The following is a 25687-nucleotide window of genomic DNA, read 5'->3' on the forward strand; positions in this document are numbered from 1 at the left end:
GCCCGTGGAACGATCACCGCTTTCGGGCAACAGAAAACGCTCACAGAATGGGCGAAAGATCCGCGTTGCGTGGTGAGCCGGGAGACCGTCAGAACCCGTCTCGCGCTGGGCTGGTCACCAGAAGATGCCATCACCCGCACCAGGCACGACAAGCCTGCGCTGGAGTTCACCCACAACGGGCGGACGCTGAGCTTGCGGGGATGGGCCGAGCAAAGCGCGATCAAATACCACACCCTGTACCGGCGGATCACCAAGCGCGGCATGACAATCGCGGACGCGCTGGCCCTGGGGCCGGACGGGCCGCTGTTGCGGTTGCCGGTCACCGCGTTCGGCGAAACCAAACCGCTGTACCTGTGGGGCGTGGACGCACGAGCGAACTGCAGCACCACCACCCTGCGCAAACGCCTGCGCGAGGGGTGGGAACCCGAGCAAGCGATCACCCAGGAACCGGACAACCGCACCGTCCTGGGCACCGGCGCACCGGTATCCGCGTTCGGATCTCGGATGGGCCTGGAGGACTGGGCACGCCGCACCCACATCCCCGCCAGCGTGCTACGGCACTGGATGGACAACCACGACCTCACCCTGGAAGCGACCCTTCGCTCGTTCGGCTGGACACCACACCACACAGGCAGCACGAAACTGGACCTGCTACAGCTCAGCGCCGAGGAACTACGCCCGGCAGACACCATCGCGGCCGTCACCCAGGACGCAGACTCCGGTGACCTCCGATTCACCGTGCGGCGAATCGAACGGCCCCCGAACACCCCCTCGTGAACCCAGCGTTCAGGCTGCTCGCTGGTGCGCCGCAACGGTTTCCGTCGCGCGCCCCGCACAGGCGTTGCGGGACCCGCTGCTGGTCCGTTGTGGCCGGTGTCCAGCACCGGCACGCCGCGCGTCCGGGTACCGGTGCGGGAATTCCGGGTTGTCATGGCGGGGTGGCGTGTTCGGGATGCCGGGTGTGAATCGGTTGGGTTGACATTTGCATAGTATCGAGCGTCAATACATTGGCGGGGGATTAATCCGGCGGAATTATCGGCCCGCCCGGTACACCGTCAATGTTCGGCATCTCCGGTGTGATGCGGGGTGTCATCTCATGAAAAGGAGTACGCGCATGATAAGGCATGCGATTGCGGATACCGTTGTGTATCACGTGGTGCGCGGCGACGACCTCGAGGTATTGGAAGGTTTCGTCGCAGAACAGGTCACCGCAGGATATCAGGCGACACAACTGTACAGGTTGGGAGAGAACACATGGGAGGTCACGCTATGGCAATCGATCAGCTCTGACCTCGGGCGCACGGGAATGGAGAGCCGATGCGCCGCAACGGGCACAACCTATCGGTTCATGCAAATCGAGCACGTATTGCACGAGAACGAAACCCATGACGAACGAGGCGCGATCAACTCGTCGGCGACACCCGACGGCAGCCTGTACGTGCCGGTGCAATTGAAAGAGGACACGAAAGAAGATGACCGGTTACTGGTCATGTTCCCCGACCAATGCAACCACGGTGTCACGATATGCACCGAATGCGCCGGAAGCTGGGAAATAGATTACGAGGTGCGGTACTCCGACACCGAGGCCGGGCGGGAATTGTCCGAGCAGCGCGCCGCACAACCGTAACCTTGAACGAACCCACATTCGAATAGGTGCCCCGACCGTAGAGGCCCTGGGGGTGATCCGCCGCCCGCGCGGATCACCCCCCAGGGCCCGCCGCCCGGCCACCGCACCGGCGATCGCTGAAACCTGTGCCGCGCCGCCGTCATCGCCGATGCCTTCGAATACGTGGCGATGTAGCCTGCACAGCCCACGCCCGTACGGTGCCACCGTCGCCACCCGCCGACCTGCTTTGGGGGAATGCCACACGGTGCCAACAGGTTCCGGCTACACCCCTGGTGGCCATCGGTGCGCATCGCACCCGACCCGGTCCGCCGGGGCTGTGGCGGGTGAATCAGCACGCAACACTCGAACCGACACCCCGGGAAGGGAAAAGGGGCATGAAACTTCATGGATGGTGCACGCAATGCCGGAAAGTCAAGCGGGTCACCACTTCCGGCCGCAACCTCACCACGCAGCCGATCATCGGCCTCTGCGACGAGTGCGGCGAAACCACCAACGACACCTCCGCCCCCCACGCGCGTCAAGAGACCGTATAGGCCCGACTCCCCGAAGTAGTAGCCCGGTGCCGAGATAGACACATCATCGAATAGGCCCGGGGGATGATCCGCGTTGGCGGGTCCCCCCCGGGCCTTATCAGTGACCGGTCGCGATGGCACAGGGTGGCGCACATGCACCGGCACAGGCCACCATCACCCGGCCGCACCGGCACCCCGGCCCCGGCCGGGCACCGGCCCGATGTTCACGACGGGCAGGTGCGTTGGAAACCGCGCCCGCGCCAGCTCCTACTCCCGCGACCTCGGTCACCTGGTCTGGTCGATTCGGCTGTCGAGCCAGTTCAGGATTTGCTGAACGGCGGTGGTGTAGCCGTTCTGGTGCACGCCCGAGGTAGCGAACCGGGCCGCGTCGCTGCCTTGGCGGGCCAGATCCCCCAGCGCGGTGCTGGTGCCGGGAGTGGTAGTGGCGGTGAAGGTGCGAGCGAGCCCAGCCAGGCGAGCACCAGTGTCTCCGGTCAGCGCGGAGGCCGCGGTGGCCGCGAGGTCCGCGACGACGGGAATGACTCCGGAGAGGGCGAGGGCGGCTCCGACGGGGTCGCCGGTAGTGAGTTTCTGGACTGCGCCCCAGGCGATTTCCTGAGCTTGGCCGATATCGGTGGCGAACCGCCCGATATCGAGATTCGCCACGATACCCACAATCTGCGAGGCGATCCCGATCCACCCGGAGGTATCCAAGGGCGCAGCGAGGGCGAGGGCTTGAGCGACCAGGTGCAGGTCGATCTGCGCGGCAATCTGGACCAGAGGCGCGAACTGATTGTTCAGATCTCCCGAAACCTGGTGCAGGCCCGCTAGATTCCCGCTGCCGATCAACCCGGGCAGCTGGGCGAGGTCGTTCACGATCGCGGGCACGTCAGCGGCGAACCCCGCCAGCCCACCCAGGACAGTGACCACCTGCTCGACGACCTGGGACGGGTCGAGCCCGCCGAGCGACCCCGGTGTGACCGGAGTCGAATCCGGGCTCGCCTGCGAGCTGGCCGTCGGATCGGTTGTCGGGCTGGGGGTTAGCGCTGGGCTCGGGACCGTGGTATCGCTGCTGGCTGTGGTGGTGGTGCCGGTGAAGGCACGGCCGACCGCGGCGAGGGCGGGTGCGGCTTGCGGGGAGGTGCCGCAGTAGAGGTCACCGCTCGCGCAGACCGTTCGGACGCGGCCGGCGAGGGCGCCGAAGTCCTCGCCGCGAGGGCCGGCGATGCCCTCGCCCGGCTCGGTGTGCCCGAGCTGCGGAGTACTCGTGTTGCGGCGCGGGTCGGAGATCAGCGCGACCGCCACCACCCGCGAAGCGGGCAGCGGGCCCTGATCGTGCCCGATCTTCGTGGCCACGTCCCCGGCGACGTCCGCGCCTTGGGAATATCCGGCCAGCACGACTCGCGTGGACGTGCACAGCCCGGCGAGGGTCGTCGAGAGGGCCTGCACACCTTCGGATTCCGAGGTGTTGTACGGGGTCACCGATGCGGGATAGGAGAGCGTGTGTACGGAGATGTTCGAGCCATACCGCTGGCGCAGGCCCTGCCCGATCGGGCCGAGCATCCCCGTGGATTGGTCCGGGGTCGCGGGCTGTGTCTCCCACGTGCCCGGCACCAGCAGCGCGGTCCACCTCGGGCAGCCCGTCACGTTCGGTGCGGGGTCGGCAGCGGCGGGGCCAGTACCCAGCACCGCTACAGCGGCCACCACGGCCGCGACGATGCCGCTCAGGGCACGGATGGCACGGCGGGCGCGGGCGGGGCGGTGTGCGGGAGAAGGCGTGTGTGTCACAGTGGGACCTCCACAGGTGTCGGGAATTCGGAGCAGGTGCGCGGGTGCCCCTGGTGAGGGCTGAGCCCGAGGGGCGTTGGTGAGCGAGGGCGGTACCGGGGTGTGCGGGGTTCGTGCGCGGGTCACTCATCGGCACCGCCTGGCACGGTAGGAGTCGCGCGTATCCAGGGGCGGGTCGCTGCGAAAAAGTCCGGCAGAGACCGGTACCCGCTCACTTGGACGGGTTGATGCAGGTCGGGGGCGTGGACCATTTTTCCCGCACCCAGGTAGAGACCGACGTGATGCACGTCCGCGGCGGTGCCGTAGAACACCAGGTCACCGGGCTGGAGTTGGTTCTCGGGGATGCGGGGGCCTGTGTGGACTTGGTCGTAGGTGGTGCGCGGCAGGGTGATCCCGGCCCTCGCGTAGGCGGCCTGGACCAGGCCGGAGCAGTCCCAGCCGCCGTTGACCGTGGCGCCGTTGCCGCCCCACACGTACGGTTGCCCCAGTTGCGAGCAGGCGAACGAGATCGCCTTCGCCGCAGCAGGATTCACTGTCCGTACGGTGCGGCAGTCGCCGCTGCCGGGGGCCGGTGTGCTGCGGTATCGGGCGGCTTGCGTCAGGACTTGCTGGACGTAGTCTTCGGAGTGGTTGTAGGTGAAGATCGCGCGGTGGAGGTCCTGGGGCGCGCCGGAGTCGCACAGGTAGTAGGCGGCGGCGTGGATCGCGTCGCTGGGGTAGTACCGCGAGGGCGGGCTCGCCCCGCCGGCCGGGAGCCGGTGCCGGGTGGTGACGGCCTGGAAGGTCGGGGCGAGGAATTGCATGAGACCACCCGCGCCAGCGAAGTTCTCACCGGTCTGGACGCCGGGGAGGGTGGAGCGGCCGTGGTCGGTTTCGATCTTCCCGATCCCGGCCAGTACCGACCAGTCCAGGCCGGGGCAATCGCGCGCGGCGCGTTGATACAGCACGAGCAGGTTCGGTGGGATGTCGGCGCGGGCTTGCGGACTGGGCTCACTGCCCGGCCCGGGCGAGGCGCTGGTGCCGGGCACAGGTTGGTTGAGGACCAGGGCGGTGGTGATCGCGGCGGCGATGACGACGCATAAGAACACCACGATCGTGGAGCCTGCGCCGAGGGCTTTGATGAGCATCCGCCGATCACCTACTGGCCGTGGAAGATCGGTGGGGGTGGGGTGAGCATGATCTGTCCGCCCAGGAGGACGGGTGTGTGGTCGGTGTGGGTGTTTTCCGGCGGTGGTGGGGTGCGGCGGGGCCAGGCATCGGCCAGCTCGTGCAACCGCACGCGGGTAGTGCCGGTCGCGTCCAAAGGCAGCCACACCCGGTCGGCGGGGCTCGGGTGGTCCTGGGCAGGGTTCAGGAGTTCGGCGGCGGCGGTGGCTACGGGCACCGCGTCCGGGTCGGGTAACGCGGTGGCGGTGTCTCGCATCGCGTGGCGGAGGGCGGCTTCGCGGCGGGAGGTGGGTACCCATACCAGGACCGGGGTGATGACGCCGGTGGAGCGCGCCAGTTCCGCGTAGCCCAGGAGTTTGGCGGCGACGCGGGTGAGGCTGGTGGTGCCGAGGTCGTATTCGAGGAACAGGTCCAGTCGAGTGTCGGTGTGGGTGTAGCGGGCGAATCCGTCGGGGCGGGCGAGGTCGCCCCAGAGGCGGCGGCAGCGGGTTTCGGACCACCACTGCGCGACGTGTGCGTCGTACTGGTTGGCGGTGACGGTGAGGGTGGTGAACCAGTCGTTGACGCCGATGGTGTGGGTCAGGTGCAGGCTGTGGGCGATGTCGAGTCTGCGGCGGGCGCGGTAGCCCAGCTCGCGGACCTCGGCCCCGGCTTCGGCGGCCAGCACGGCCGCACCGGCCGGGGCCAGCACCCAATGCCAGGGCGCGCTACCCGATGGCCGGAACGGCCGGAACCGGTCCACGACGCGCTGATGCAGTAGCGCCACCAGGCGGCGGCGTGCCTTGTTGGGGGTGGGGAACGCCAGCGCGGCGAGTTGGTTGGTGGTCAGGACGCGGTGCTCGTGCAGCATGCGCAGGATCCACCGGTCGCGGTCGGTCAGGCGCGCGACCAGCCCGAGGGAATCGGCGACCAGCAGCCCGGGTTGGCCGGGACGCGGGGCCCGCAGACCGGCTTGCCGGTCGGGACGAGTGATCATCATGAGGAAGGGAAACCTTTCGTGTGCAGCGCAAAGACAGCCGTTGAGGGGCGAGGACCCAGGTGAGTCGGCTGGCGGCTAGGTCAGTCGCGGGTCGCCGGTGCCCGACGAGGTGTTGCTGTGACCGTCGGCGCGCTCGTCGGTGGGGGTGGAGTGCTCGTCGGTGCGGGGTCCGGGTGGGCGGTGGGGCCGGGCGTTGGCGGTGGCCGCGATCTGCCTGGCACGGCCTGGTGTCGGCGCAGGTAGGGGTTGGGTGGTGAGGGTGAACGGGCGAGCTTGCTGGCCGTGCACGAGCAGCCGGGCGGCGGCGTGGAACGCGTCGAGGTGGGTCAGGTCGTGCTCGGACAGCCACGGTGCGGTGTGGCGTGCCAGCTCGCGGGCGTCGTCCGGAGAACACGCGAAGATGATTTTGTTGCGGGCGTTGGCGGAGATCCCGTCCCGTAGATCTCTGGGGAGCTGGGCGAGGTTCTGATGCGCCAACAGCAAGGACAGGTGCAGGCCGCGGGCTTCGGCGAGCATGTCCTCGACCGGCGTACTCAAATTGAGGAAGTTCTGTGCTTCGTCCAGGACCAGACTGGCGTCGGCGCGGTCGGCGGCGGGCTGGCGGGCGCGAGCGGTCGCGGCTTGCCAGGTGCGCGCGACGAGTAGGGAGCCGACCAGGCGGCTGGTCTCTTCACCGAGTGAGCCTTTGGGCAGGCGGGCCAGGCAGATCCCGCCGTGATCGAGGACGTCGCCGAATTCGAGGGTGGACGGGCCTGCGGCGATCGCGGCTTTGACGAAGGGCCGCAGCAGAAACGCGCGCAGCTTGTTCAGCAGCGGCCCGATGACTTGGGCCCGTGCGGCCTCGGACAGTGTTTCGTAGCCTTCCCAGAATCCGCGCAGCACCGGATCAGCGGTGCTGCGAGTGACTCTGGCCCGGAACGCGGGCTCGGTGAGCAGGCGCGGCAAATCCGCGAGAGTGGGTGTGCCGGGCTGGGCGCACAACGTCAAAAGGCTCGCCCGCATCACGTCGTCGGTGCGCGGCCCCCACCACTGGGCGAACACGCGGTGGAACACGGTGACGAGGTTGTCCACGGCCAGATCCAGTCCCGCGCGCCCGACCCGGCCGATATCGAGGGGGTTGACGCACGGTGGCGGGGCGGTGGAGTCGGCGTCGAACAGCACGACCCGGTCGGCGAAGCGGCGCGGGAGCCGGGACAGCACGTCGGTGACGAGGTCGCCTTTGGGGTCGATGACGATCATGCCGCGTTCGGCCTCGGCGTCGGCCAGGATGGTGTTGGCCAGGAGGGTGGATTTGCCGACGCCGGTGGGGCCGAGGATGTGCAGGTGGTGGCGGGCGTCGGCGACGCGGACCGCGACCGGGCGGCGACTGGCGGTGTCGGCCACCCCGAGCGGCTTGGCGTGCGGGCCGGGCGCGGGGATCTCCGGGGCCGGAGCCAGCGCGCGAGCCCCGGCGCGGTGCAGGCCGGGCAGCCCGTCCTCGGTGGGCAGGTGCGCGAGGGTGGCCAGCTCGGGTACCGAGAGCACGTCCCCGCGCCCGAGCCGGCGCGCGCCGAGGGCTTGGGCGAGCCGCCACGTGCGCCGTCGCCGGTAGAAGTTGTGATCCGCGCACGCCCCGAACACTGTCGCCAGGGCATCTGCGCGGCCCCTCGCGGCCCTGCGTGCCCCGCCCACGCCACCGGAGTCCGGCTCCACCGGGATCGAGACCGCGTACCGGATGAGCGTTTCCCAATGAGGGCCACGCGCTTTCACCGCCGCGGCCCGCGCGGCCGAGTTGTACTCCATCGCGGTCTGCCGGTCCGACGGCGCGGCGTTCGCGTGCGGTGAACGAGCAACCGGCCCGGGGGCGAGCAGGTCCAGCACCTCCCGCGCCAGCGTCACGACCAGCCCGCCCCTCGCGGTGCCCGAGCGGGCGGCGCGTGCGACGCGGCGGCCGGTGACCGGGCGGGCCAGGATCTGCACGCACGCGCCCTGGCCCGGTCCGAGATCATCGGCGGCGGTGATCAGGTCGCGCACGAGGTCTCCGCTGTGGTCGGTGCGGATGGGGAGCGCTTCGCGGCGGCCCAGCCGTAACTCCCCACCCGCCAGCACCCGCCCAGTGGTAGGGCCGGGCAAGGGTGGGGCGGGGGTGTCGTCGGTGTCGGTGTGTGCGCCGGGCCAGGCCGAGGCGATCGCCCGCTCCACCAGGCCGGGCGGGATGCTGCCGGGCACCCACATCCGGATCGCGGCTCCGTCTTCGGGGGTGATGGTGTACTCGAACGCCAGGTGCGGTTGCCCGAGCAGGGTGCGTCGCCAGGCGGGGCGGAGTTGCCCGATCAGGTGCGCCCACAACGCGGTCGCGGCTTTCGGGTCGACCTCGGGCGGGGTCATGATGGTGATCCGGCGAGCCCGCGCGGTCAGCCGGCCCCGCCGCACTCCCGCGAGGACCCGCACCGCGGCGAGTACGCCGGCCACACCCAGGACCACTGGAATCGCCAGCGGCGAGTCCAGTGCGTGTCCAAGGTCTCCGAGCAGCTCGTGCAGGGCGGTGCTGGGAGTGAGGAGAAACCGGGCCAGCCAGCCGTGAGGTGAGGTGGACGCGCTCACGCCGCCACCTCCCCGGGCCGGGCGAATGTTCCTGCGTCTGTTCCCGCGAACGGGTCTGCGGTAGGCTCGGGTGTGCGATGGAAACTGTTGCGGCCCAACGTGTTACCCGCCCCATCGCGTTTCTGGAGGATGATGACGTCCTCATGCGCGATCAAATGCATCGGGAGCCCAGCACGGCGCTGTTTGACGATGAAATCGCGCTGGAAGAACGAGCTGCGGGCCACGAGGTCCCCGTCCGCGAGGCGCCCGAGTAGTGCGGCGCAGCGTTCGACGGGAGTGAGTCCGGCCAGGGTGCCGCAGGTGATCAGATGCGCGGGCAGGTTGACCAGCTCCGCGTGCTGCCGCCACGGGCGCGCGGTGATCACCACATGCCCACCCGGGGCCAGGAATTCCGCCGCGCCGGACAGGATGCGCGTGAACCCGGACAGCAACCGGCCGAGCCCGACGTTGGCGAGGTTGCCGCGGTCCAGGACCGAGCCGTAGCGGTGGTCGGTCTTGTGCACGCCTTCTCCGGCGCGGACGCGGACGTGGCCGTGGGTGGAGTCCCCGTAGGGCGGGGAGGTGATCACCAGATCGACCTGGCCGCGTAGATGTTCGGGGAGGAGGGTGGGGAGTTTGCGGGCGTCGCCGGTGTAGACGGCGGCCTCGGCGGTGATCCCGGCCTCGCGAGCGAAACCAAGGTTGGTGCGGGCCAGCTCGGCCCAGCGGGTTTCGTATTCGATGCCGATCGCGCGGCGGCCCAGGTGGAGGGATTCGACGAGGGTGGTGCCGATTCCGCACATCGGATCCAGCACGAGGTCCCCGGGGCGGGTGTATGCCTGCACGGCGTGCTGCACGATCGCGGGCAGCATCTTGGCGGGGTGCTTGACGCTGTCGGGGTGATAGCGGCCACGCACGCGCTGTGCAGCGGGGGCGGCTTGCCCGGTCGCCCATACCGACACGGCGGGTGCGGGGCCGGTCGCGGCGCCGGGTGTGGTGGGGTCGAGTGTCATCGGGTGTCCTGCCTTTGCGATGGGTCGGTCGGTCGCGGGATCGAGCGAGAGGTTCGGGCGGCTGGTGCGCCGGGCTGGGTGTGGTGGTGGGTGATCACGGCTGCGGGGCTGGCGTGGGCTCGACGCGCAGGAACACGAAAAGATCCGTATGCGTCACCGTGTGGCGGGCAGGAGTGGGCGCGGGTGCGCCGGGCGCGGGGATGCTGACGGTGTCGCCGTGCAGGGGTGCGGCGATGATGTGCTGGAGGTAGAGCAGGTCCGCGGCTTGGGCGGCGGCGACGACCGCACCGGCCGGGTCGCACAGGACACCCTCGCTGCTGTGGCCGCAGCGGCTGAGCACGACCAGCAGACCGCCCTCGGCCAAGCGTGCGGCGGCCAGGTCCACCACCTGATCGGCGGCGAGGACGGGATCGGTGTCCGGGGCCAGCAGGCTCGCCAGCACAAGCTCGGCGGCCTGGTCGGGGCCCGGGTTGCCCGCGGTGATTCGGCCGGTTCGGTCCAGGGCCTCGATCGCGGCGAGCGCTGACGAGGTGCCGGGCGGCAGCACCGTGAGCGGGCCGCGTGTGGCGGGTGCGGGCCACGTCAGCAGCAGCACCTGCTCGCCTGGGTAGGAGAACTCGCTCACGGCGCGGGACACGATCGGCATCGGCCACCGCTCACCGGGGTCGAGCGGTTCGGTGCCCGCCGCCCACAGGGTCGAAGGGACCGTCCTGGTGGCGGCCGGGCGCGGGGACCAGGTCCGGGACAATGGCTGCGGAGATTGCGCGGTCATACGGGAATGCTCCTGACTCGGTGGGAAATGCTGTCTACTGATCAACTTCCATCCGGGCCCCCGTTTTTTGCATCGCCGTAACCAAGAAATTCCTGAGAATTCCGCGAGCGCGAGACCTGGCGGGAAAAACATCGGAGACGCGGCCACGGCTGCCGGAAAAAATTTTGAAGAAAATTTCAGGCCGATATGTCAGAGCTGGCATGCCACTCTCCAAAACATCCCCAAATCATCTCCGGTGAATCATAAGCCCTGGTAGATGTGCCTGTTCCGTGGTGACTTCCCTGCTCGGAAGGCTGGTGCCGACAGGTTCCCATAGTGGACTCGGTGTGTTTTGGAGAGTGCGCGGAGAGTGTGGGGAGAGTGGTTCGTGATTGCGCGGAGAGTGCGTGGAGATTCCTTCGTGCTGTCGTTGTCACCGACGAAATTCCTCGTCGTTTATCGAGTAAGGAGTTCTGGGTGATGAATGGGGAATATGTGGATTTGCGGCGCTGGCGCGCTGGCGTCGAGAGATCACCCCTGGCAGTGGTGTCTTCAGGGTTCGACCGCATCGCGGACGAGCCGGTGCCTGCCGGGCCGCGCCCACTACCGCACGGCGTGGCGGAGACATCGTGGGGTGCGGTGCGCGGGCAGTTGCTGGGCGCGTCGCTACCGTTCGAAACCGTCGATTCCCTCTGGGGGTGGCTGATCGAGCACGCCCGCCGACGGTGGGCTACGCGTGGGGGCGAGGCAGTGCTGGCGTGCTGTGGGCTGGCGGTGCCGATGCTCGCCGGTATCACCGGCCGGTACGCCGTGGCCGCCAGCCCGCATCGCCTCGACGCCGAAGCCGAGATCGTGGCGGGATTCGTGCGACAAGTCCGCGAGATCGACCTGGACCCGCCGCACCTGTGGCCCCGATTGCGATTCGCGACATGGCATGCGGGGCGTTCGTGGGCGCAGGGACAGCGCACTGCGCCCCTGGCCGCAGACCTCGACGACGGCGCAGATCACCACCTGCGCAGGATGCAGATACCCCCCGGCCACCCGGAACTGGTGCTCGCCCAGGCAGTCGCCGCCGGAGTGATCACCGCGCAGGCCGCAGAACTGATCGTGGCCACACGCCTGCAGCAGCAGCCGGTGATCTCGGCCGCGCAGCAACTGCGCCGGTCGCAGTCCTATTGGATGGTGCGCCGAGAACGCCAGCGCGCCGAACACGCACTCGCAGCCTGGCTCAGCGCACGCGCCCGCGATACCGAACACACCAGCGTCGTGGAAGCCCGCGTCATGAACGACTTCCCCTCCGCCCAGGGCGTCGATCCCGCCCAGCGGCCGGAAGACCAGCATCCGCGGCGAGCAGCGTCTGCCACGGGACCGGTCTCCGGCAGCGACACAGACGAGCAGACCGTCCCCGGCCAGCCGATCCCGGCATCCATGCACGCGCAGAAGGGAGCGCGGCGATGCGCATAACCCGATTCCCCACAGCCCTCACCACCCCAGGCCGCTGGCGGCATCAGCGAACCCGGCGGCGCGTGGCGGCGGTCACTGTCCTGGCCACGCTCGCCGTGCTCACCCTCGCAGCCGGTCCGGCCGCAGCCCAGTCGGTGTCAGTGCTGGCGATCGCGACCTCCCTCGACCAGGTGATCGACAACGCCCGCACCTGGCTGATCGGCATCCTGGCCGGGGTGGCGACGATCTGTCTGACCGTCGCGGGTGTGCGGTACGTGATCGCCTCGGGTGACCCGGCCGAGATCGAGAAATCCAAAGCCGCCCTGCGCGCAGCCTGCCTGGGCTACGTGCTGGCGATGCTGGCCCCGCTGATCGTGACCGTCCTCAAATCCATCGTGGGAGCCTGACCATGCCCACACCCCACCACCTCCCACGAGCCACGGCCGCGCCCCATCAGCGGCCGACGGTGCGGGCCGCACTGGTAGCAGTCCTGGTGGTCGCGGCGAGCGTGCTCGCCACCCTCACCGCCGGCACCACCCTCGCGCAACCCCTGACCACACCACCGCCGACACCGCCGGTCACGACGACACCAGCACCCCACCACTGGCACGTCGAACCCACCCCGACACCCACGGCCCCCACCTCACCGGACCCGCAGTCTCCGGCCGACCCGTCCTTTCCCGCCGATCCGGGCACCGGGACACCAGAGGATTCGCCCGGGGGCGGGCAGGGTGATTGCGGGGTCAGCAATATCACCGGATGTGTCGGGGCCGCGATCGACGGCTTCTTCCGAGGTCTGGTCACCACGGCGCTGCAACCGCTGCTGAAACTGATCTCCCACACCCTGCTCACCACTCCGGACCTGACCGGCCTGCCGCACGTGCGCGCGTTGTGGAGCTCCTCGTGGCAGCTGGTGCTGGCCCTGTACGGGTTGATCATCACCGCGGCCGGGGTGCTGCTGATGCTGCACGAGACCGTGCAGACACGCTGGTCGCTACGCGAGCTCGCGCCCCGGATCGTGCTCGGATTCCTCGCCGGCGCGTTCAGCATGGCCGTGGCGACCGCCGCGATCCAGGGAGCCAACGCGCTCGCGCACGCGGTCTCGGGCAACGGCGTGGACGCGGACTCCGCGGCTGCCGCGCTGACCCAGCTGGCGAATCAGGGCACCGAGGGCGGCACCTTCACGATCATGCTGGAACTCGCCCTCGTGGTGATGATCGTGCTGCTGATCCTGTCGTACGTGGTGCGCGTAGCGGTCACCGTCATCCTGGTAGTCGCCGCGCCGCTGGCGTTGATGTGTCACGCCCTGCCGGGGATCGAGGCGATCGCGGCGTGGTGGTGGCGTTCGTTCGCCGCGTGCCTCGCGGTCCAGGTGGTGCAGTCCCTGGTCTTGGTGACCTGCCTGCGGGTGTTCCTGGCTCCGGGCGGGTGGGGATTCTTCGGCCCGAACGCTGACGGGCTGGTCGATGTCATGGTGGCCCTGGCATTGATGGGTGTGCTGGTCAAAACCCCGTTCTGGCTGTTGTCGGCGATGAAGATCGGTCACGGCCGCACCTTCGCGGGCTCGATCGTGCGCAGCTACCTCACCTACAAAACCCTCGGCCTCCTCAAAGGAGCCACCACACCCGCCCGCACCACCCCCCCGCACGAAACCCGCCCCGGCGCGTCGCGCACCCAAACCCGCCGACCCGTACACGAGGGTGCGCGCCACCCGGGACGGGCAGCTGATGCTGCCCCTGGAAGGCGTGCACCGGGTCAAGCGCAAGCCCAATCCCGCTGCCGCGCAACCGGGCTCGGCACCCAAGCCGACGACGGCTCGCACACCCCGGGGCAAACAGCTTGCGTTCGACTTCACTCCACCGGACCCGTACCGGGGTATCCGGCCCGGCCGGGGTGGGCAGTACCCGCTCCCGATCCCGGTGACCAGGGTGCGGCCCGCCCGAGCACCATCGCCCGCGCCGACACCGCCTCCGGCGAAGCGAGCAGCCACGTGGGTTGCTCGCGGGAAGCAACTCGCGTTCGACTTCGACCCGCCCGCTGCAACACGTGACCCCTATGCCCGCGTCCGCCCACTGCGCAGCGGGCAGTACCCGCTGCCGATCCCGGCAACCCGGGTACGGCCCGCCCCGGCACCCATACCGCCACAACCCCCAGCGGCGGAGCCGAAGAGGTCCTCGGGCCGGCAACTGCATCTGCCGTTGCCGGATCTGCCCGTCCGTCGCCGCGCATCCCGCACTCCTGGAAGGAGGCAGCCGTGAATACCGTGCGTATTCCGACAGCTGTTTCATACTGCACCTCCTGTGTTGGTTGGGGTCGTTCGTTTGCCTCGTCCGGCTGGTTTGGCAGCCTGGCGGCGGTAGATGGTTTGGGTGTCGGTGTCCCAGGGGATGCACCAGCGTCGTGCCTGGTGGTCGCGTCGGGCGGGCACGAGGTCGTGGCGGATCCAGTAGTAGATCGCTTTGGTCGAGACACCCAATGCTGCGGCGGCCTGTGTCACGCTGAGCTCGCCGTCGTGGACGGCGGCGGTGCGTGGGGCGGGGATGGTGTAGGTGTCGCGGATTCTGGCGACGGCCTCGGCGTCGAACCGGCGTCCTTTGCCGGTGGTCAGGCCGGCGGCGTTGAGTTCGTCGGCGAGTTGCTGGCTGGTTTTCACCGCGCCGTGTCGGCGGATGATCTCGAGCGCGGTGGTTGGTGTGCGGCCGACGCTGTTGCGGTTGGCGGTGATCTCGTCGGTGGCGCCGGTGTGCCAGCGCACCCCGATCCGGACTTGCCCGGAATCGGCGGTCGGCAGCAGGGTGACATCGGCGATCAGTGTGCGCAGCAACCGCTTTCGGTCGCGGGGACTGGTATCGGGGTCGTTCCACAATCCCGGCAGATCAGCGGCCAGCGCCTCCAGTGTCGAGCGCGGAGGCAGGGGCGGTTTGGCCGCCCGCGCGGTCTCCAATGCCGCTTCCGCCTCGGACAACGCGGCGAGCTTGGCTTCCCATCGTGCTTCCAAGCTCCTAGCTACCAAACGATTTTCGGGCTCGACCTGGGAGAAGGCGCGTTCGGCGCGATCAGCGTCGTAGCGGGCGCGTTCCACCGCGAGCTCGGCAGCCCGATGCGACCGCATGTGCCGCTGGGTGACCTCGTCGGCCACCGCCAACGCCGAGGCGATCTGGGCCGGGGTGACCGCGTCGAGCAGCAACCGGCCGACCACCTCGTCCACCGTCGAGGCGACAACACCGCGGCAGTGCGCCGTCTTGGCATGGTCGCGGGCAGCGCAACAGAAATAGAACCCGTTGCGGGCGCCGCCGTATCGGGTGCCCATCCGCCCGCCGCAACCACCGCAATAGATGATTCCCTGACACAACGCGCTGCCCTCACGCGGCGGACGAGCACCGACGCCGGTGTGGTTGGCCGCGAGTTTGGCCTCGTTGTCCAGGAACTGCTGCCAACTGATGTAGCCCTGGTGGTGGTCGTGGATCAGCACGGTCCAGTCCTCACGGGCACGTTTGCGTCGCGCCGAACGCACCGTGCCGTCGGGCTGGACCCGGCGTTTGTCGTAGCTGCGGCCGTAGGAATAGGCACCGGCGTAAGCGGGGTTCTTCAACGCCTGCAGCACCCGCTGATGGACGAGCTTTCCCCACTTCAACCGGCCCGCCCACACTCCGCCATAGGCGCGTTGCGGGAACAGCCGCCCCGTCTGCGCGAACGCCGCGACCACCCCATAAGCCGAGCCGGTGCGGGCGAACTCGGCGAACAGATCCTCGACCGCGGTGCGGACCTGTTCGTCAGGATCGATCACCACCGCACCGTCGAGGTCGTAGACGAACCCGACCGCGAGCTGGGCACGCAACTCACCTCGGTGCGCCGCGGCCAGTTTCGCGCCGTGCAAGCGCCCGGCGAGCAGGTGGAGCTCGGCCTCCGACATCGATCCCTTGAGTCCCAGCAACAATCGGTCGTTGACATCGCCGAGGTCGTAGACGCCGTCGCCATCGATGAGCAACGTGTCGGTCAGCCGCGCCAACTCCAGCAGCCGCGCGAACTCCGCCGAGGACCGCGCCAGCCGCGAGACCTCCAGTCCGAAGATCGCGCCGACCTCGCCGAGGCACACCCGCGAGATCAGCTCCCGGAACCCGTCGCGGTCGGACCCGAACCGCCCCGACACCCCGAGATCGGCGTCGACGATGACGACCTGCTCGGCGGTCCAGCCGAGTCCGATCGCGACGTCGGACAACCCGTACTGGCGCGCGGTCGATTCGGCGTGCTCGCGGACCTGCATCGCCGTCGACTGCCGCACGTAGACCACCGCGCTGCGGGACCGATGCGCCGTGCTGATCTTCGTCGCGCCGTTCACCGCAGCCACCGCCAGATCCCTTGCGCAGCAACGCCTCGACCATGTTCGCCACGGCCATCACCGCCTCGCCGCAGCACGTCGCGGCCACCGCGCCTCATCTCCGAACCTGCCCGACCGACACCGGCCGGATCCAGCGTCTTCAAGATCATCATTCACTCACCTGTTCGCCGCCCGAACAGCGACCCCGCATGGCATCGATCACCGCACGTAGAGCTGTCAAACCATCGGCAGCCAGCCGCTGATCACCTTGCGGCGCACCACGATCGGTCCACTCCTGCCGCAACGTCACCCGTGCTCGGCCGTCGACCTCGCACACGAACCACAACCCACGCCGAGTCCGGCGTTCGAACAAGACCGGCAACTGCCTGCCGCGCAACGGATGAAAAGGATGCGTGACCACCAATGAGCTACCACGAGACCCGGACGAACGGGTCTTTAGCATTTCGTATCCCCGCTGATGTCGAGCGTCGTGATCGTTTGATCGGCCCGTTCACCGCCCGGCAGCTCGCCATCCTCGCCGTCACCGCGGTGCTGCTGTACCTCACCTGGATCAGCACGCGCACGATGCTCGCGCCGCTGGTGTTCCTGGCTGGTGCCGCCCCGATCGGCGTCCTCGTGACGGTCGTCATCTCCACGACCCGCGACGGCCTCGCAGTCGATCGGCTCCTGCTCGCCGCGATCGGTCACCGCCTCCGGCCTCGCTACTTCGTGCGCCACCCAGGGCGCAGTGCGGTGGTGCCGCGTTGGGTCACCGACCACGCCACGCCGGGATATCGGCCGCCGGTCCCGGCCGCGTTGTCGGCCGAGGCGGTGCGGTTACCCCGATCGGTCACCAGCAGCACCGGCGGAATCGGTGTGGTGGATCTGGGTGCCGACGGGCTCGCGGTAATTGCTGCGGCCAGCAGCGTGAACCTCGCGTTGCGCACCCCGGCCGAGCAGGACAGCCTGGTCGCGCAACTCGGTGGCTGGCTGCACACGCTGCGCCAGCCCGTGCAGATCCTGATCCGGTCCGCACGCCTGGACATGACCGCCCACCTGGCCGGCCTGGACGCCGCCACCGACGACATGTCTCCCGAGCTGGCCACCGCCGCACGCGATCACGCTGATCACCTCGCTGAGTTGGCTGCTACCGAAGACCTGATCCAGCACCAAGTGCTGCTGGTCTGGCGCGAACACATCCAGACACCCGCATCCGCGTCGCCGACCGGGCTGTCGTGGCTGTTCCCGGGCCGCTCTCGCGGGCGAGCGTCAGGGGCCGCGCATCGGGCTGCGGAGTCCCGGCTGGTGCGTCGTCTCGGCGAGGCCACCGAGCTGCTGGCCCCGCTCGGAGTGAACGTGACCGCCCTGGACCAGGCACAGGCCACCGCCATGCTGGACAGCTGCTGCAACCCGGGCAGCCTCGTCGCGGGCTCGGCCGATACCGCCGGCCCCGGCGAGATCATCACCGGCGAGCACGCCGGCGCCTTCGACCTGGGCATCGTGGGGGACGACGAATCCGGGGGAGAGGCAGGGGGTTTCGGGCCCGAGTCGCTGTCGATCCGGACCCGGCACCTCGAAGTCGGGTCGGACTGGGTCGCCACCCTCGCAGTGACCGGATTCCCCCGCGAAGTCACCTCCGGCTGGCTCACCCCACTACTCTCGCACCCCGGCCGCCTCGACATCGCCGTGCACGTGGACCCGATCGACCCGGTCACCGCCGCCGGGCGGCTACGCCGCCAACTCGCCCGCCTCGAATCCTCCCGCCTGCACGACACCAACCGCGGCCGCCTCGCCGACCCGCACCTCGACGTCGCCGTCGAAGACGCCGCCGACCTGTCCGCGCGGGTCGCCCGCGCCGAAGCCCGCCTGTTTCGTGTCGGGGTCTATTTGACGGTGCACGCCGACTCGGAAGCCGAGCTGGCCGAGGAGGTCGCCGCGGTGCGCGCGCTGGCCGCGAGCCTGCTCGTGGACACCAGCCCCATGAGTTTCCGTGCCGCGCAAGCATGGGTCACCACCCTGCCGGTCGGCCTGGACCTGATCGGAATCCACCGCACCTTCGACACCACCGCCCTGGCCGCGGCGTTCCCCTTCGACTCCCCACAACTCCCGGTCACCGACCCGGCCACAGCTACCCAGCCGCGTGGGGTGCTCTACGGGCGTGACGCCGCGTCGGGTTTGGTGTTCGTGGACCGCTTCGCCCCCGAAGCGCACAACCACAACATGGTCGTGCTCGGCCGTAGCGGCGCGGGTAAGTCGTATCTGGTCAAGACAGAGATCCTGCGCTCGCTCTACCGCGGCATCGAACAAGTCATCATCGACCCCGAAGACGAATACCGCCGCCTGGCCGATGCGGTCGGCGGTGCGCACCTGCGTCTCGGCGCGCCTGGGGTTCGGCTCAACCCGTTCGACCTGGAAATCCGCACCCGCCACGACGGCCGCTGCACCGCCCCCTCCGACGCGCTCACCCGCCGGAAACTGTTCCTGCACACCCTCATTCAAGTTTTGCTCGGTGAGCAAACCCCCACCCAGCGCACTGTCCTGGACACCGCCCTCACCGCCGCCTACGCCGCGGCCGGCATCACCGACGAGCCCGCCACCTGGACCCGCCCCGCACCCATCTTGAGCACCCTGCGCGACCAACTCGTCCACCTCGACACCCCCGCCGCACACGAACTCGCCGCCGCACTGCACCCCTATGTCGCCGAGGGTGCGTACGCCGGGCTGCTGGACGGGCCGACCACGACCGAACCCGACGCCGGGCTGGTCGTCTTCTCGCTCCGAGACTTGCCCGAGGAACTCAAAACGATCGGCACCCTACTGGTCCTGGACGCAACCTGGCGACGGGTATCCGACCCAGCCACCCGACGACCGCGCATGGTCACCGTCGACGAAGCGTGGCTGATCATGCGTCAACCCGCCGGGGCGGAGTTCCTGTTCAAGGCGGCCAAGAGCTTCCGCAAACACTGGGCCGGCCTCACCGTCGCCACCCAAGACTCCGCCGATGTGCTGTCCACCGAACTCGGGCGCGCAATCGTCTCCAACGCCGCCACCCAAATCCTGCTCCGCCAAGCACCGCAAGCCATCGACGAGGTCGCGGCCGCGTTCAAACTGTCCGACGGTGAGCAGCAATTCTTGTTGTCGGCCGCACGGGGAAGTGGGCTGCTCGCTGCGGGCGGTACTGATCGTGCGGTGTTCGGCTCCCTGGCGTCACCTGCCGAGGATGCCCTGATCACCAGTTCTCCGGAGTTTCTGGCTTCTGCCGAGAATCCCGATGAGAACGTCGATGTGGTCGACATACCCGAGACCGACACCGCCGAGGAAGACCTGGTACTTAACGCGAAGAACACGCCATGACACCGCAACTGTCAGGTACAACCATCGACGTCGCAAAGAATTTAAATCCATGCATCCGCGCGTCTCGATCGATACCGAATTCCAAATTCGTGGAATTATGCACGAGAAAGAGGCATCCACCGCCCGGGAAACGAGATGACGTGAATTGGTGATTCCGGCCCAGGGAATGGGCCCGCTACCCGAGATGAATTTGACAATCGGTCTATGGAGCGTGGATATAGGTATGGCATTCATTTATTCGTGGATACACACGATTGGGAAAAGGTTGTCGATGGAACGGATAGGGCGTAATGGGTCCGACCCCGGTGCGGATCTAACCGACAAGCGGGGGAGTGGTGAGAATTGCTGGGATATCGGTGATGTGGCGCAGTTCTTCAAAGTCACGCCCGATACGGTGCGCGAGTGGCGGCGCAACGGGTACGGGCCTCCGGCGCGGCGGGTGGGCAGGCATCTGAGGTGGGTGCCGGAAGAAGTATCCGACTGGTTCCGTGACCTGCCGATGGACAACGCCGCATAAGGGGGAGTGGTCGTCGATGTCGCATGTAGAGGACAGATGGTTCAAGGAGATCCCCGACCCGAACAAGCCGGGCGCGGTGCTGCGGGTCAAGTCCGACGCCTACGGGCGGGGGATGCGGTACAAGGTGCGGTGGCTGACCCCGGACGGGGCGGATCGGTCGAAGTCGTTCCCGGACAAGCAGAAAGCTGCCGCAGAGGCCTTTCAGAAGCAGCTCGACGCCGAGATGATCATGGGCCGGTACGTCGACCCCCACGCCCGCCGACGGCAGTTCGACCCGTTGATCGTGAAGTGGCTCAAAGGAACATCGCCGGACCCGGTCAGCCGGGAGAAGTACGCTTCGCGGGCCCGTAACCACATCACCCCCTACTTCGGTGGACGTTCGATCGCGGGTGCCTGCACCGTGGACACGGTGCGGGACTACCTGGAATGGCTCAACACGCGCGGGCTGGACCCGAGCTCGCAAGGAGTGATTTTCGATCACCTGGTGACGATCATGGATATCGCGGTGGCCGAGCATACGATCCCGGAGAACCCGTGCCGGTCGCGGCTGATCAAACGCCCCCGAGGCGTCAGCCGGAAAATCATCCCGTGGACCGAAGACCGCATGAACGCGATCTGGACGGCACTGCCCGACCGCAACAAGATCGCCATCCCTTTGGGGGCTGGCTGCGGGTTGCGAATGGGGGAGATCATGGGATTCTCACCCGATGACATCCGCCGCAAAGAACGGGACTTCGTGGTGCAGCGGCAGATTCGGCGGTTGAACGGCGGGTGCGTGTTTTCACCACCCAAGGGCGGCAAGACACGCATCGTCCCGATGGCCGAGGATATTCTCGAGGAGATCGACTCCTACCTGCAGATGTTCGAACCGGTCACCATCACCCTGCCCTGGCGGGTACTGGACGGACGCCCGGTATCGGTGCGGGTGTTGATGTCCCGGGACGGTACATCGCAGCCGATGTACGGCTACCTGTTCCTAGCGACGGTGTGGGTCACCGCGTTCCGGCACGCCGGATTGACCAAACGAGACCGCGTCGACGGTATGCACGCACTGCGGCACTACTATGCGTCCTCCTGTCTGGCCGAAGGGGTTTCGATCCTGGAGCTGGCGAACTATTTGGGCCACAGTGACCCAGCGGTCACTTTGCGGCACTACGCGCACCTGATGCCGACCAGCCACGCCCGCGCGCGCCGCGCGGTGAACGCATCATGGTCGGCCATCCGCACGCGCCCGGACAACCACGGCCTACCAGCGACCACACCGAACGGCGACAGCGAACCAACCGAACCGGCCGCGTAGGGCCCACGTCATGAGGCTGCTGCGCTGCGGCCCATGAGCTGGCGGCTGACCAGCATCCGCATGATCTGGGCGGTGCCCTCGTAGATGTCGGGGATTTTGACGTCGCGGTGCCACTTCTCGAGCGGTAGCTCGGTGCAGGGGTGGCGTGGGTCGGACTGCGGCGGGTCAGCCATCGGATGAAGCTCATCGGGCCGCGAGTTGCCCCACGCCGTGACCGTGATCAGGATCGGGGCCATGGATTTGGAACCACGTATGCATCAGGATTCGATCGAGATCGCGGCGAGCCCGGAGGCGATCTACGATCTCGTCTCCGACGTCGCCAGAACCGGTGAGTGGTCACCGGTGTGCAAGCGGTCCTGGTGGGATGAGGGCGGTGGACCGCATGTCGGTGCACGGTTCACCGGCCGTAACGAGACATCCGAACATACCTGGGAGACCACCTCGACCGTCACCGCAGCCGAGGCGGGCCGTGCGTTCGCTTGGGAGGTGGGGAAGGGATTCGTTCGCTGGGGCTACCGCATCGAGCCCCTGGACGGGCGGACAAGACTGACCGAGAGCTGGACGTTCACCACCGCAGGACAGGAGTACTTCGTCGCTGTCTTCGGCGATGCTGCTCCGGCCCGGATCGACGGGGCTACCCGAACCGCGCACGACGGCATTCGCGCGACGCTGGAAGCGATCAAACGCATCGCCGAAGCGGCCGAGCGCGCCGACGGCGCCCTGCTCGGCAACGACTAGCAAGCCGATGGAAATGTCGTACGATCAGCAACAGAACCATTGTCGCTGTCGTACTTTTCGTCACCAAACCGTCCACTCGGCTCCCTGTCCGCCCCAGTCCCAACCCCAGGGCGGGCAGCATCCGGAACAGCAGCCACCTCTTCGGTAACGAGCTGCTTGGTAGCTGGCTGAGTTGTACGGCGTGTGGCTGGTCGGCACCGTCGCTGCGGCCTATGACGGCCGTCTGACAAACCGGCTGACCGATCATTTATATGCGGCTGTCCGTTCGGGTTGTCTGCCGAATCGGTCAGATCCGGTCCGACCGATCTGGCTGAGGAGACCAGTCCCGCAAGTGGGACAGCACTACCGTCTGTTCGCCGTGCACCGACAACACGGCATCTTCGTTGGGAACGGTGAAATGAAAATCGGTGCACAGGCTGTCGTCTCCGGCCAGTGCGGGGTAGACCTCGGCCATGGTGCGTACCGGGTGGCCGTCCATGGCGATCTCGTCGACGATCGACATCGTGGAAAGGTCGATGACTACGATTCTTCCGTTTGCGGTGCTCCACGAGGCGAAGGCTCCCGGCAGCAGAACAAGGTCGTAGCCCGGACCGTCGCCGTCGCCGTCGCCGTCGCCGTCGTCCTCGGGATCGGCAGTGGTGTCGGCCCATTCGAGCGCGCTCTGCGTAACGGGCGCGGGCCATGTGCACCGGACCATACGGTCGTCATCAGCGGTCAGGAACCAATCCCCGTCCGGACCGAACACGGCGGGTAAGCAATCCTTGGTAGGAAGCCGTTCAGCTGCCAACCCGGTCTCGACGTCGCGAATCAGCCACGACTGCTGGCCATCCTGGCCCGCTGCAATCCACAACACTACCGCGTCGGGATTCGGATGCGGGTGCAGCGTCACTGCTGAGTCACCGAATGCATCCGGCACCGTCAGCTCCGAGCGAATTCGACCCTGTGGGGTGCGGATCTGCACTTGCACGTCGTAACCGGTACCGACGGCAGCCCACAAAGCCGCTGCAGAGCTGGACCATTGGCACGCCGCGGGTCCCTGCGGGAGTTGTTCGTGCATCAGACAAGTCCCGAGTCGTTCGCCAATGTGCAAGTGGTTGTTCATGATCCAAGCCCATTTATCGCCGGTCGTGGTGGCTGTGAAGTCGTTTACCGGGTCGCCGAGATCGGCCTGGTACAGCAGCTGTAACTGGTCACCGAGCACCGAGACCGTCCCGTCTTGCGATGCGACGGCAAATCCCTTGCCGCACGTTCGCCCGAGATGGATCTTGTGATCGACCGTGGCTACGGCGTGAACAGGAATCGTTCGGACAGGTCGATCGGCGAAACCGATAAGCATGCTCACGAGCCCGAAACTTACTGTCAAGCAAGTCCGTCGGCCACCTGACAATCACTCGCACATCGGCTACATAGAAGATGGCTGCAGGGCTTCGCCTGATCCACCGATCTGGGCTGTCGGGGCTGCTGCACGATCAGGTGACAGTGTGACCCGGTCGTGCAGCAGCCCCCACCGAAGACTGATGACGGAGGCGACTACTGCCTCGGCGATGAGTGGGTAGCGGCGTCGGCGTGGATGGCCAGGTCGCCGAATTGGCGGGCACTGGTGGGGTCGAGGTCGGAATCTGTGATGACTCCGCTGATTTCGTCGAGTCCTGCGACTTTGGCGAGCGCGCGTCTGCCGAATTTCGAACTGTCTGCTACGACGAAGGAATTCCCGGCGGCAGCGAGCATGGCTCGTTTGAGGGGTACTTCGAGGGTGTTCATGTTGGTGATGCCGGCGTCGAGGTCGATCGCGTCGGCGCCGAGGAAGGCCCAGTCGGCGGTGTAGTCGGATAGGAACGCGATCGCTCGTTCCCCGACGAGGGTGAAGACCGAACCCAGCAGTTCGCCTCCGGTGACGAGCAGGCGCATGCCGGGTGTCTCGGCAATGTATTTGGCGATGCGCAGGTCGTTGGTGATTATCGTTAAGTCCGTGTGGTTCCGCAGGGCTCGCGCGACTTCGTAAGTGGTGGAACCGCTGTCGAGTATCACTGTCTGGCCGTCGCGCACTCGTGCCGCGGCCGCGGCGCCGATCGCGGCCTTCTCGTCGAGGCGTTCGCTCTCTTTCATGGTGTAGGGCAGCTTGGCGGTGGCTCCGGGAGTCGGGCGCGCGCCGCCGTGGGTGCGTTGGGCCTGTCCTGCTCGTTCGAGTGCGTCGAGGTCGCGGCGGATCGTCGAGGTGTCGACGCCCAGTTCGTCGGCGAGCGCTTTGGCCTCGACGTAGCCGTCGGTGACCAGTCGATGCATGATTTCGCGCCGTCGGGTGCTCGCGAGCAACAGTGCCTCCCGGGTCCTGGTCGTGTATCAGTGGTGCGTCGTGCGGTTTCCGCATCGTAGTCGAGCTGGGTGTTGACTTGTTCGCGCATCAGTGTGCATGATTCCGAGCATTGGCTGCGCGGTTTCGTGCGCAACGTATTCGAGGGATCTGATGAATCGCACAGTGAAGGCTCTGGCCGATGAGGGGGTGTCGGTCTGGCTGGACGACCTGAGCCGGCACCTGCTGCGGTCGGGAGAATTGGCTCAGCTCGTCCGGTCGGGCACGGTCGTCGGCTTGACGACGAACCCGACGATCTTCCACAACGCGATCGGCCGGGACGCGGAATACGAAGAGGAACTTCAGGTCCTGCGCGAGCGCGGTGTTTCCGCCCTCCACGCCGTGCGGACATTGACCACGGGAGATGTTCGTTCGGCCTGCGATGTGCTCCGGCCTGTCCACCAAGGGACCGGCGGACGCGACGGGCGGGTGTCGATCGAAGTCGACCCACGCTGGGCCCGTGACACGGAGCGCACGATCGAGGAGGCCCGGCAGTTGTGGCGGCTCGTGAACCGCCCCAACGCGATGATCAAGATTCCCGCCACTGTCGAGGGCTTGCCGGCGATCACCACATGCCTCGCCGAGGGGATCAGCGTCAACGTGACGCTCATCTTCTCCGTGCGGCGCTACCACCAGGTCATCGACGCATTCTTGGAGGGACTGGAACGAGCGCATGCCGCCGGGCATTCGCTGGCCGAGATCGGTGCTGTCGCATCATTTTTCATCTCGCGCGTCGATACCGAAGTGGATCGGCGTCTCGACGCGCTCGCGAAACCGGACGCTGCGACACTGCGCGGGCGCGCGGCGATCGCGAACGCGCGTTTGGCATATCTGCGGTACGAGAACATGCTGCGTGATTCTCGCTGGCTGAAGCTGCGCGCGGCCGGGGCGTCGCCGCTGCGGCCGCTGTGGGCGTCGACCGGTGTGAAGGACCCCGCCTACGCCGATACCCGGTATGTGACAGAGCTTGTCGCGCCCGGAACGGTCAACACGATGCCTGCGGCGACTCTGGACGCGGTGATCTCGCACGGAACCGTTCTGGGTGACCGCATCAGGCCCAACTATGACGACGCGTGGGAGATCGTCCGCCAACTCGGCGAGACAGGGCTCGATTTCGATGATGTGCTGGAGCAGCTCGAACGCGAGGGGATCGAGAAGTTTCAGACCTCGTGGCAAGCGATGCTCGAGGATGTCGACCGGCTCCTGTCGGGTGTGCGCTCATGAGGTCGTGGGCTCCGGAGACCGCCGGCATCGGCTCGGAGCGCGGT

21 protein-coding genes are annotated in these 25687 nt (G+C 67.8%); 10 read left to right on the plus strand and 11 right to left on the minus strand.

Annotated elements, in window-relative coordinates; translation table 11 throughout:
- The coding region (locus tag NV1_RS36980; protein ID WP_218027327.1) for a hypothetical protein at positions 1–777 on the plus strand (777 nt) is incomplete at its 5' end.
- Positions 778–1144: 367 nt separating this feature from the next.
- Positions 1145–1627, plus strand: coding sequence for a hypothetical protein (locus NV1_RS36985; protein ID WP_067902663.1), 483 nt, complete (start codon positions 1145–1147; stop codon positions 1625–1627).
- A 797-nt stretch (positions 1628–2424) separates the two neighbouring features.
- On the opposite strand, the gene NV1_RS36990 is transcribed toward NV1_RS36985, so the two are convergent.
- The 6 genes from NV1_RS36990 to NV1_RS42840 all read right to left on the minus strand — a co-directional run bounded on the left by NV1_RS36990 (position 2425) and on the right by NV1_RS42840 (position 10420).
- The gene (locus NV1_RS36990) at positions 2425–3927 is read right to left on the minus strand and encodes a cutinase family protein (RefSeq protein WP_067902666.1); all 1503 of its coding nucleotides are present in this window, start codon (positions 3925–3927) and stop codon (positions 2425–2427) included.
- 122 nt (positions 3928–4049) lie between these two features.
- Entirely contained in the window at positions 4050–5054 is a 1005-nt protein-coding gene (locus NV1_RS36995) for a C40 family peptidase (RefSeq protein WP_067902669.1), read from the minus strand.
- 11 nt (positions 5055–5065) lie between these two features.
- Positions 5066–6073, minus strand: coding sequence for a replication-relaxation family protein (locus NV1_RS37000; RefSeq protein WP_067902671.1), 1008 nt, complete (start codon positions 6071–6073; stop codon positions 5066–5068).
- A 75-nt stretch (positions 6074–6148) separates the two neighbouring features.
- Positions 6149–8656 (minus strand): type IV secretory system conjugative DNA transfer family protein, encoded by a 2508-nt coding sequence (locus NV1_RS46530; RefSeq protein WP_157117621.1) that lies wholly within the window; start codon positions 8654–8656, stop codon positions 6149–6151.
- Entirely contained in the window at positions 8653–9648 is a 996-nt protein-coding gene (locus NV1_RS37010) for a TRM11 family SAM-dependent methyltransferase (protein WP_084526400.1), read from the minus strand. The genes NV1_RS46530 and NV1_RS37010 overlap by 4 nt, the downstream gene beginning before the upstream one ends.
- 94 nt (positions 9649–9742) lie before the next feature.
- Positions 9743–10420 (minus strand): hypothetical protein, encoded by a 678-nt coding sequence (locus tag NV1_RS42840; RefSeq protein ID WP_084526402.1) that lies wholly within the window; start codon positions 10418–10420, stop codon positions 9743–9745.
- Positions 10421–10879: 459 nt separating this feature from the next.
- On the opposite strand from NV1_RS42840, the gene NV1_RS37020 reads away from it, so the two are divergent.
- The 3 genes from NV1_RS37020 to NV1_RS37030 are packed head-to-tail and all read left to right on the plus strand — an operon-like array spanning position 10880 to position 13892.
- The gene (locus tag NV1_RS37020; RefSeq protein WP_067902674.1) at positions 10880–11863 is read left to right on the plus strand and encodes a hypothetical protein; all 984 of its coding nucleotides are present in this window, start codon (positions 10880–10882) and stop codon (positions 11861–11863) included.
- A complete protein-coding gene (locus NV1_RS37025; protein WP_218027328.1) occupies positions 11854–12249 on the plus strand; it encodes a pilin in 396 nt (131 codons plus the stop codon). The genes NV1_RS37020 and NV1_RS37025 overlap by 10 nt, the downstream gene beginning before the upstream one ends.
- A 2-nt stretch (positions 12250–12251) precedes the next feature.
- Entirely contained in the window at positions 12252–13892 is a 1641-nt protein-coding gene (locus NV1_RS37030; RefSeq protein ID WP_157117622.1) for a TrbL/VirB6 family protein, read from the plus strand.
- Positions 13893–14126: 234 nt separating this feature from the next.
- Here the strand turns inward: NV1_RS37030 and NV1_RS37035 are convergent, their stop codons facing one another.
- Positions 14127–16190, minus strand: a complete 2064-nt coding sequence (locus NV1_RS37035; RefSeq protein ID WP_067902683.1) for a recombinase family protein — start codon at positions 16188–16190, stop codon at positions 14127–14129.
- Between the two features lie 139 nt (positions 16191–16329).
- Complete coding sequence (locus tag NV1_RS47095) at positions 16330–16623, minus strand: DUF5372 family protein (RefSeq protein WP_373864699.1); 294 nt, start codon at positions 16621–16623, stop codon at positions 16330–16332.
- Here NV1_RS47095 and NV1_RS42845 point away from each other — a divergent pair.
- From NV1_RS42845 to NV1_RS37050, 3 genes are all read left to right on the plus strand, one after another.
- Positions 16584–19514, plus strand: a complete 2931-nt coding sequence (locus tag NV1_RS42845; protein WP_084526404.1) for a PrgI family protein — start codon at positions 16584–16586, stop codon at positions 19512–19514. The genes NV1_RS47095 and NV1_RS42845 overlap by 40 nt on opposite strands.
- A gap of 271 nt (positions 19515–19785) precedes the next feature.
- Positions 19786–20031, plus strand: coding sequence for a helix-turn-helix domain-containing protein (locus NV1_RS37045; protein ID WP_067902762.1), 246 nt, complete (start codon positions 19786–19788; stop codon positions 20029–20031).
- 16 nt (positions 20032–20047) lie between these two features.
- Positions 20048–21331 (plus strand): tyrosine-type recombinase/integrase, encoded by a 1284-nt coding sequence (locus tag NV1_RS37050; protein WP_067902685.1) that lies wholly within the window; start codon positions 20048–20050, stop codon positions 21329–21331.
- An 8-nt stretch (positions 21332–21339) separates the two neighbouring features.
- Here NV1_RS37050 and NV1_RS37055 read toward each other — a convergent pair whose 3' ends face one another.
- The gene (locus tag NV1_RS37055) at positions 21340–21567 is read right to left on the minus strand and encodes an acyl-CoA dehydrogenase family protein (protein ID WP_067902688.1); all 228 of its coding nucleotides are present in this window, start codon (positions 21565–21567) and stop codon (positions 21340–21342) included.
- Between NV1_RS37055 and NV1_RS37060 the strand changes: the two genes are divergently transcribed.
- Entirely contained in the window at positions 21566–22069 is a 504-nt protein-coding gene (locus NV1_RS37060; protein WP_084526406.1) for an SRPBCC family protein, read from the plus strand. The two genes, NV1_RS37055 and NV1_RS37060, sit on opposite strands and share 2 nt — an antisense overlap.
- 286 nt (positions 22070–22355) lie before the next feature.
- Here the strand turns inward: NV1_RS37060 and NV1_RS37065 are convergent, their stop codons facing one another.
- Positions 22356–23411 (minus strand): hypothetical protein, encoded by a 1056-nt coding sequence (locus NV1_RS37065; RefSeq protein ID WP_157117623.1) that lies wholly within the window; start codon positions 23409–23411, stop codon positions 22356–22358.
- A gap of 188 nt (positions 23412–23599) precedes the next feature.
- Positions 23600–24382: a DeoR/GlpR family DNA-binding transcription regulator gene (locus tag NV1_RS37070; protein ID WP_067902693.1), complete on the minus strand. Its 783-nt coding sequence runs from the start codon at positions 24380–24382 to the stop codon at positions 23600–23602.
- 151 nt (positions 24383–24533) lie between these two features.
- Here NV1_RS37070 and tal point away from each other — a divergent pair, with 151 nt between their 5' ends.
- Positions 24534–25643 (plus strand): transaldolase, encoded by a 1110-nt coding sequence (gene tal / locus NV1_RS37075; RefSeq protein ID WP_067902696.1) that lies wholly within the window; start codon positions 24534–24536, stop codon positions 25641–25643.
- Positions 25644–25687: the final 44 nt, after the last annotated feature.

This window comes from Nocardia vaccinii NBRC 15922, assembly GCF_001613305.1.
Taxonomy (GTDB): domain Bacteria; phylum Actinomycetota; class Actinomycetes; order Mycobacteriales; family Mycobacteriaceae; genus Nocardia; species Nocardia vaccinii.

Bases quoted from the DNA above. Each gene is read 5' to 3' on its own strand.
- NV1_RS36995 (WP_067902669.1), bottom strand. From the start codon at position 5,054: ATGCTCATCAAAGCCCTCGGCGCAGGCTCCACGATCGTGGTGTTCTTA.
- NV1_RS37000 (WP_067902671.1), bottom strand. From the start codon at position 6,073: ATGATGATCACTCGTCCCGACCGGCAAGCCGGTCTGCGGGCCCCGCGT.
- NV1_RS37010 (WP_084526400.1), bottom strand. From the start codon at position 9,648: ATGACACTCGACCCCACCACACCCGGCGCCGCGACCGGCCCCGCACCC.
- NV1_RS42840 (WP_084526402.1), bottom strand. From the start codon at position 10,420: ATGACCGCGCAATCTCCGCAGCCATTGTCCCGGACCTGGTCCCCGCGC.
- NV1_RS37020 (WP_067902674.1), top strand. From the start codon at position 10,880: ATGAATGGGGAATATGTGGATTTGCGGCGCTGGCGCGCTGGCGTCGAG.
- NV1_RS37025 (WP_218027328.1), top strand. From the start codon at position 11,854: ATGCGCATAACCCGATTCCCCACAGCCCTCACCACCCCAGGCCGCTGG.
- NV1_RS37030 (WP_157117622.1), top strand. From the start codon at position 12,252: ATGCCCACACCCCACCACCTCCCACGAGCCACGGCCGCGCCCCATCAG.
- NV1_RS42845 (WP_084526404.1), top strand. From the start codon at position 16,584: ATGAGCTACCACGAGACCCGGACGAACGGGTCTTTAGCATTTCGTATC.
- NV1_RS47095 (WP_373864699.1), bottom strand. From the start codon at position 16,623: ATGCTAAAGACCCGTTCGTCCGGGTCTCGTGGTAGCTCATTGGTGGTC.
- NV1_RS37045 (WP_067902762.1), top strand. From the start codon at position 19,786: ATGGAACGGATAGGGCGTAATGGGTCCGACCCCGGTGCGGATCTAACC.
- NV1_RS37050 (WP_067902685.1), top strand. From the start codon at position 20,048: ATGTCGCATGTAGAGGACAGATGGTTCAAGGAGATCCCCGACCCGAAC.
- NV1_RS37060 (WP_084526406.1), top strand. From the start codon at position 21,566: ATGGATTTGGAACCACGTATGCATCAGGATTCGATCGAGATCGCGGCG.
- NV1_RS37055 (WP_067902688.1), bottom strand. From the start codon at position 21,567: ATGGCCCCGATCCTGATCACGGTCACGGCGTGGGGCAACTCGCGGCCC.
- tal (WP_067902696.1), top strand. From the start codon at position 24,534: ATGAATCGCACAGTGAAGGCTCTGGCCGATGAGGGGGTGTCGGTCTGG.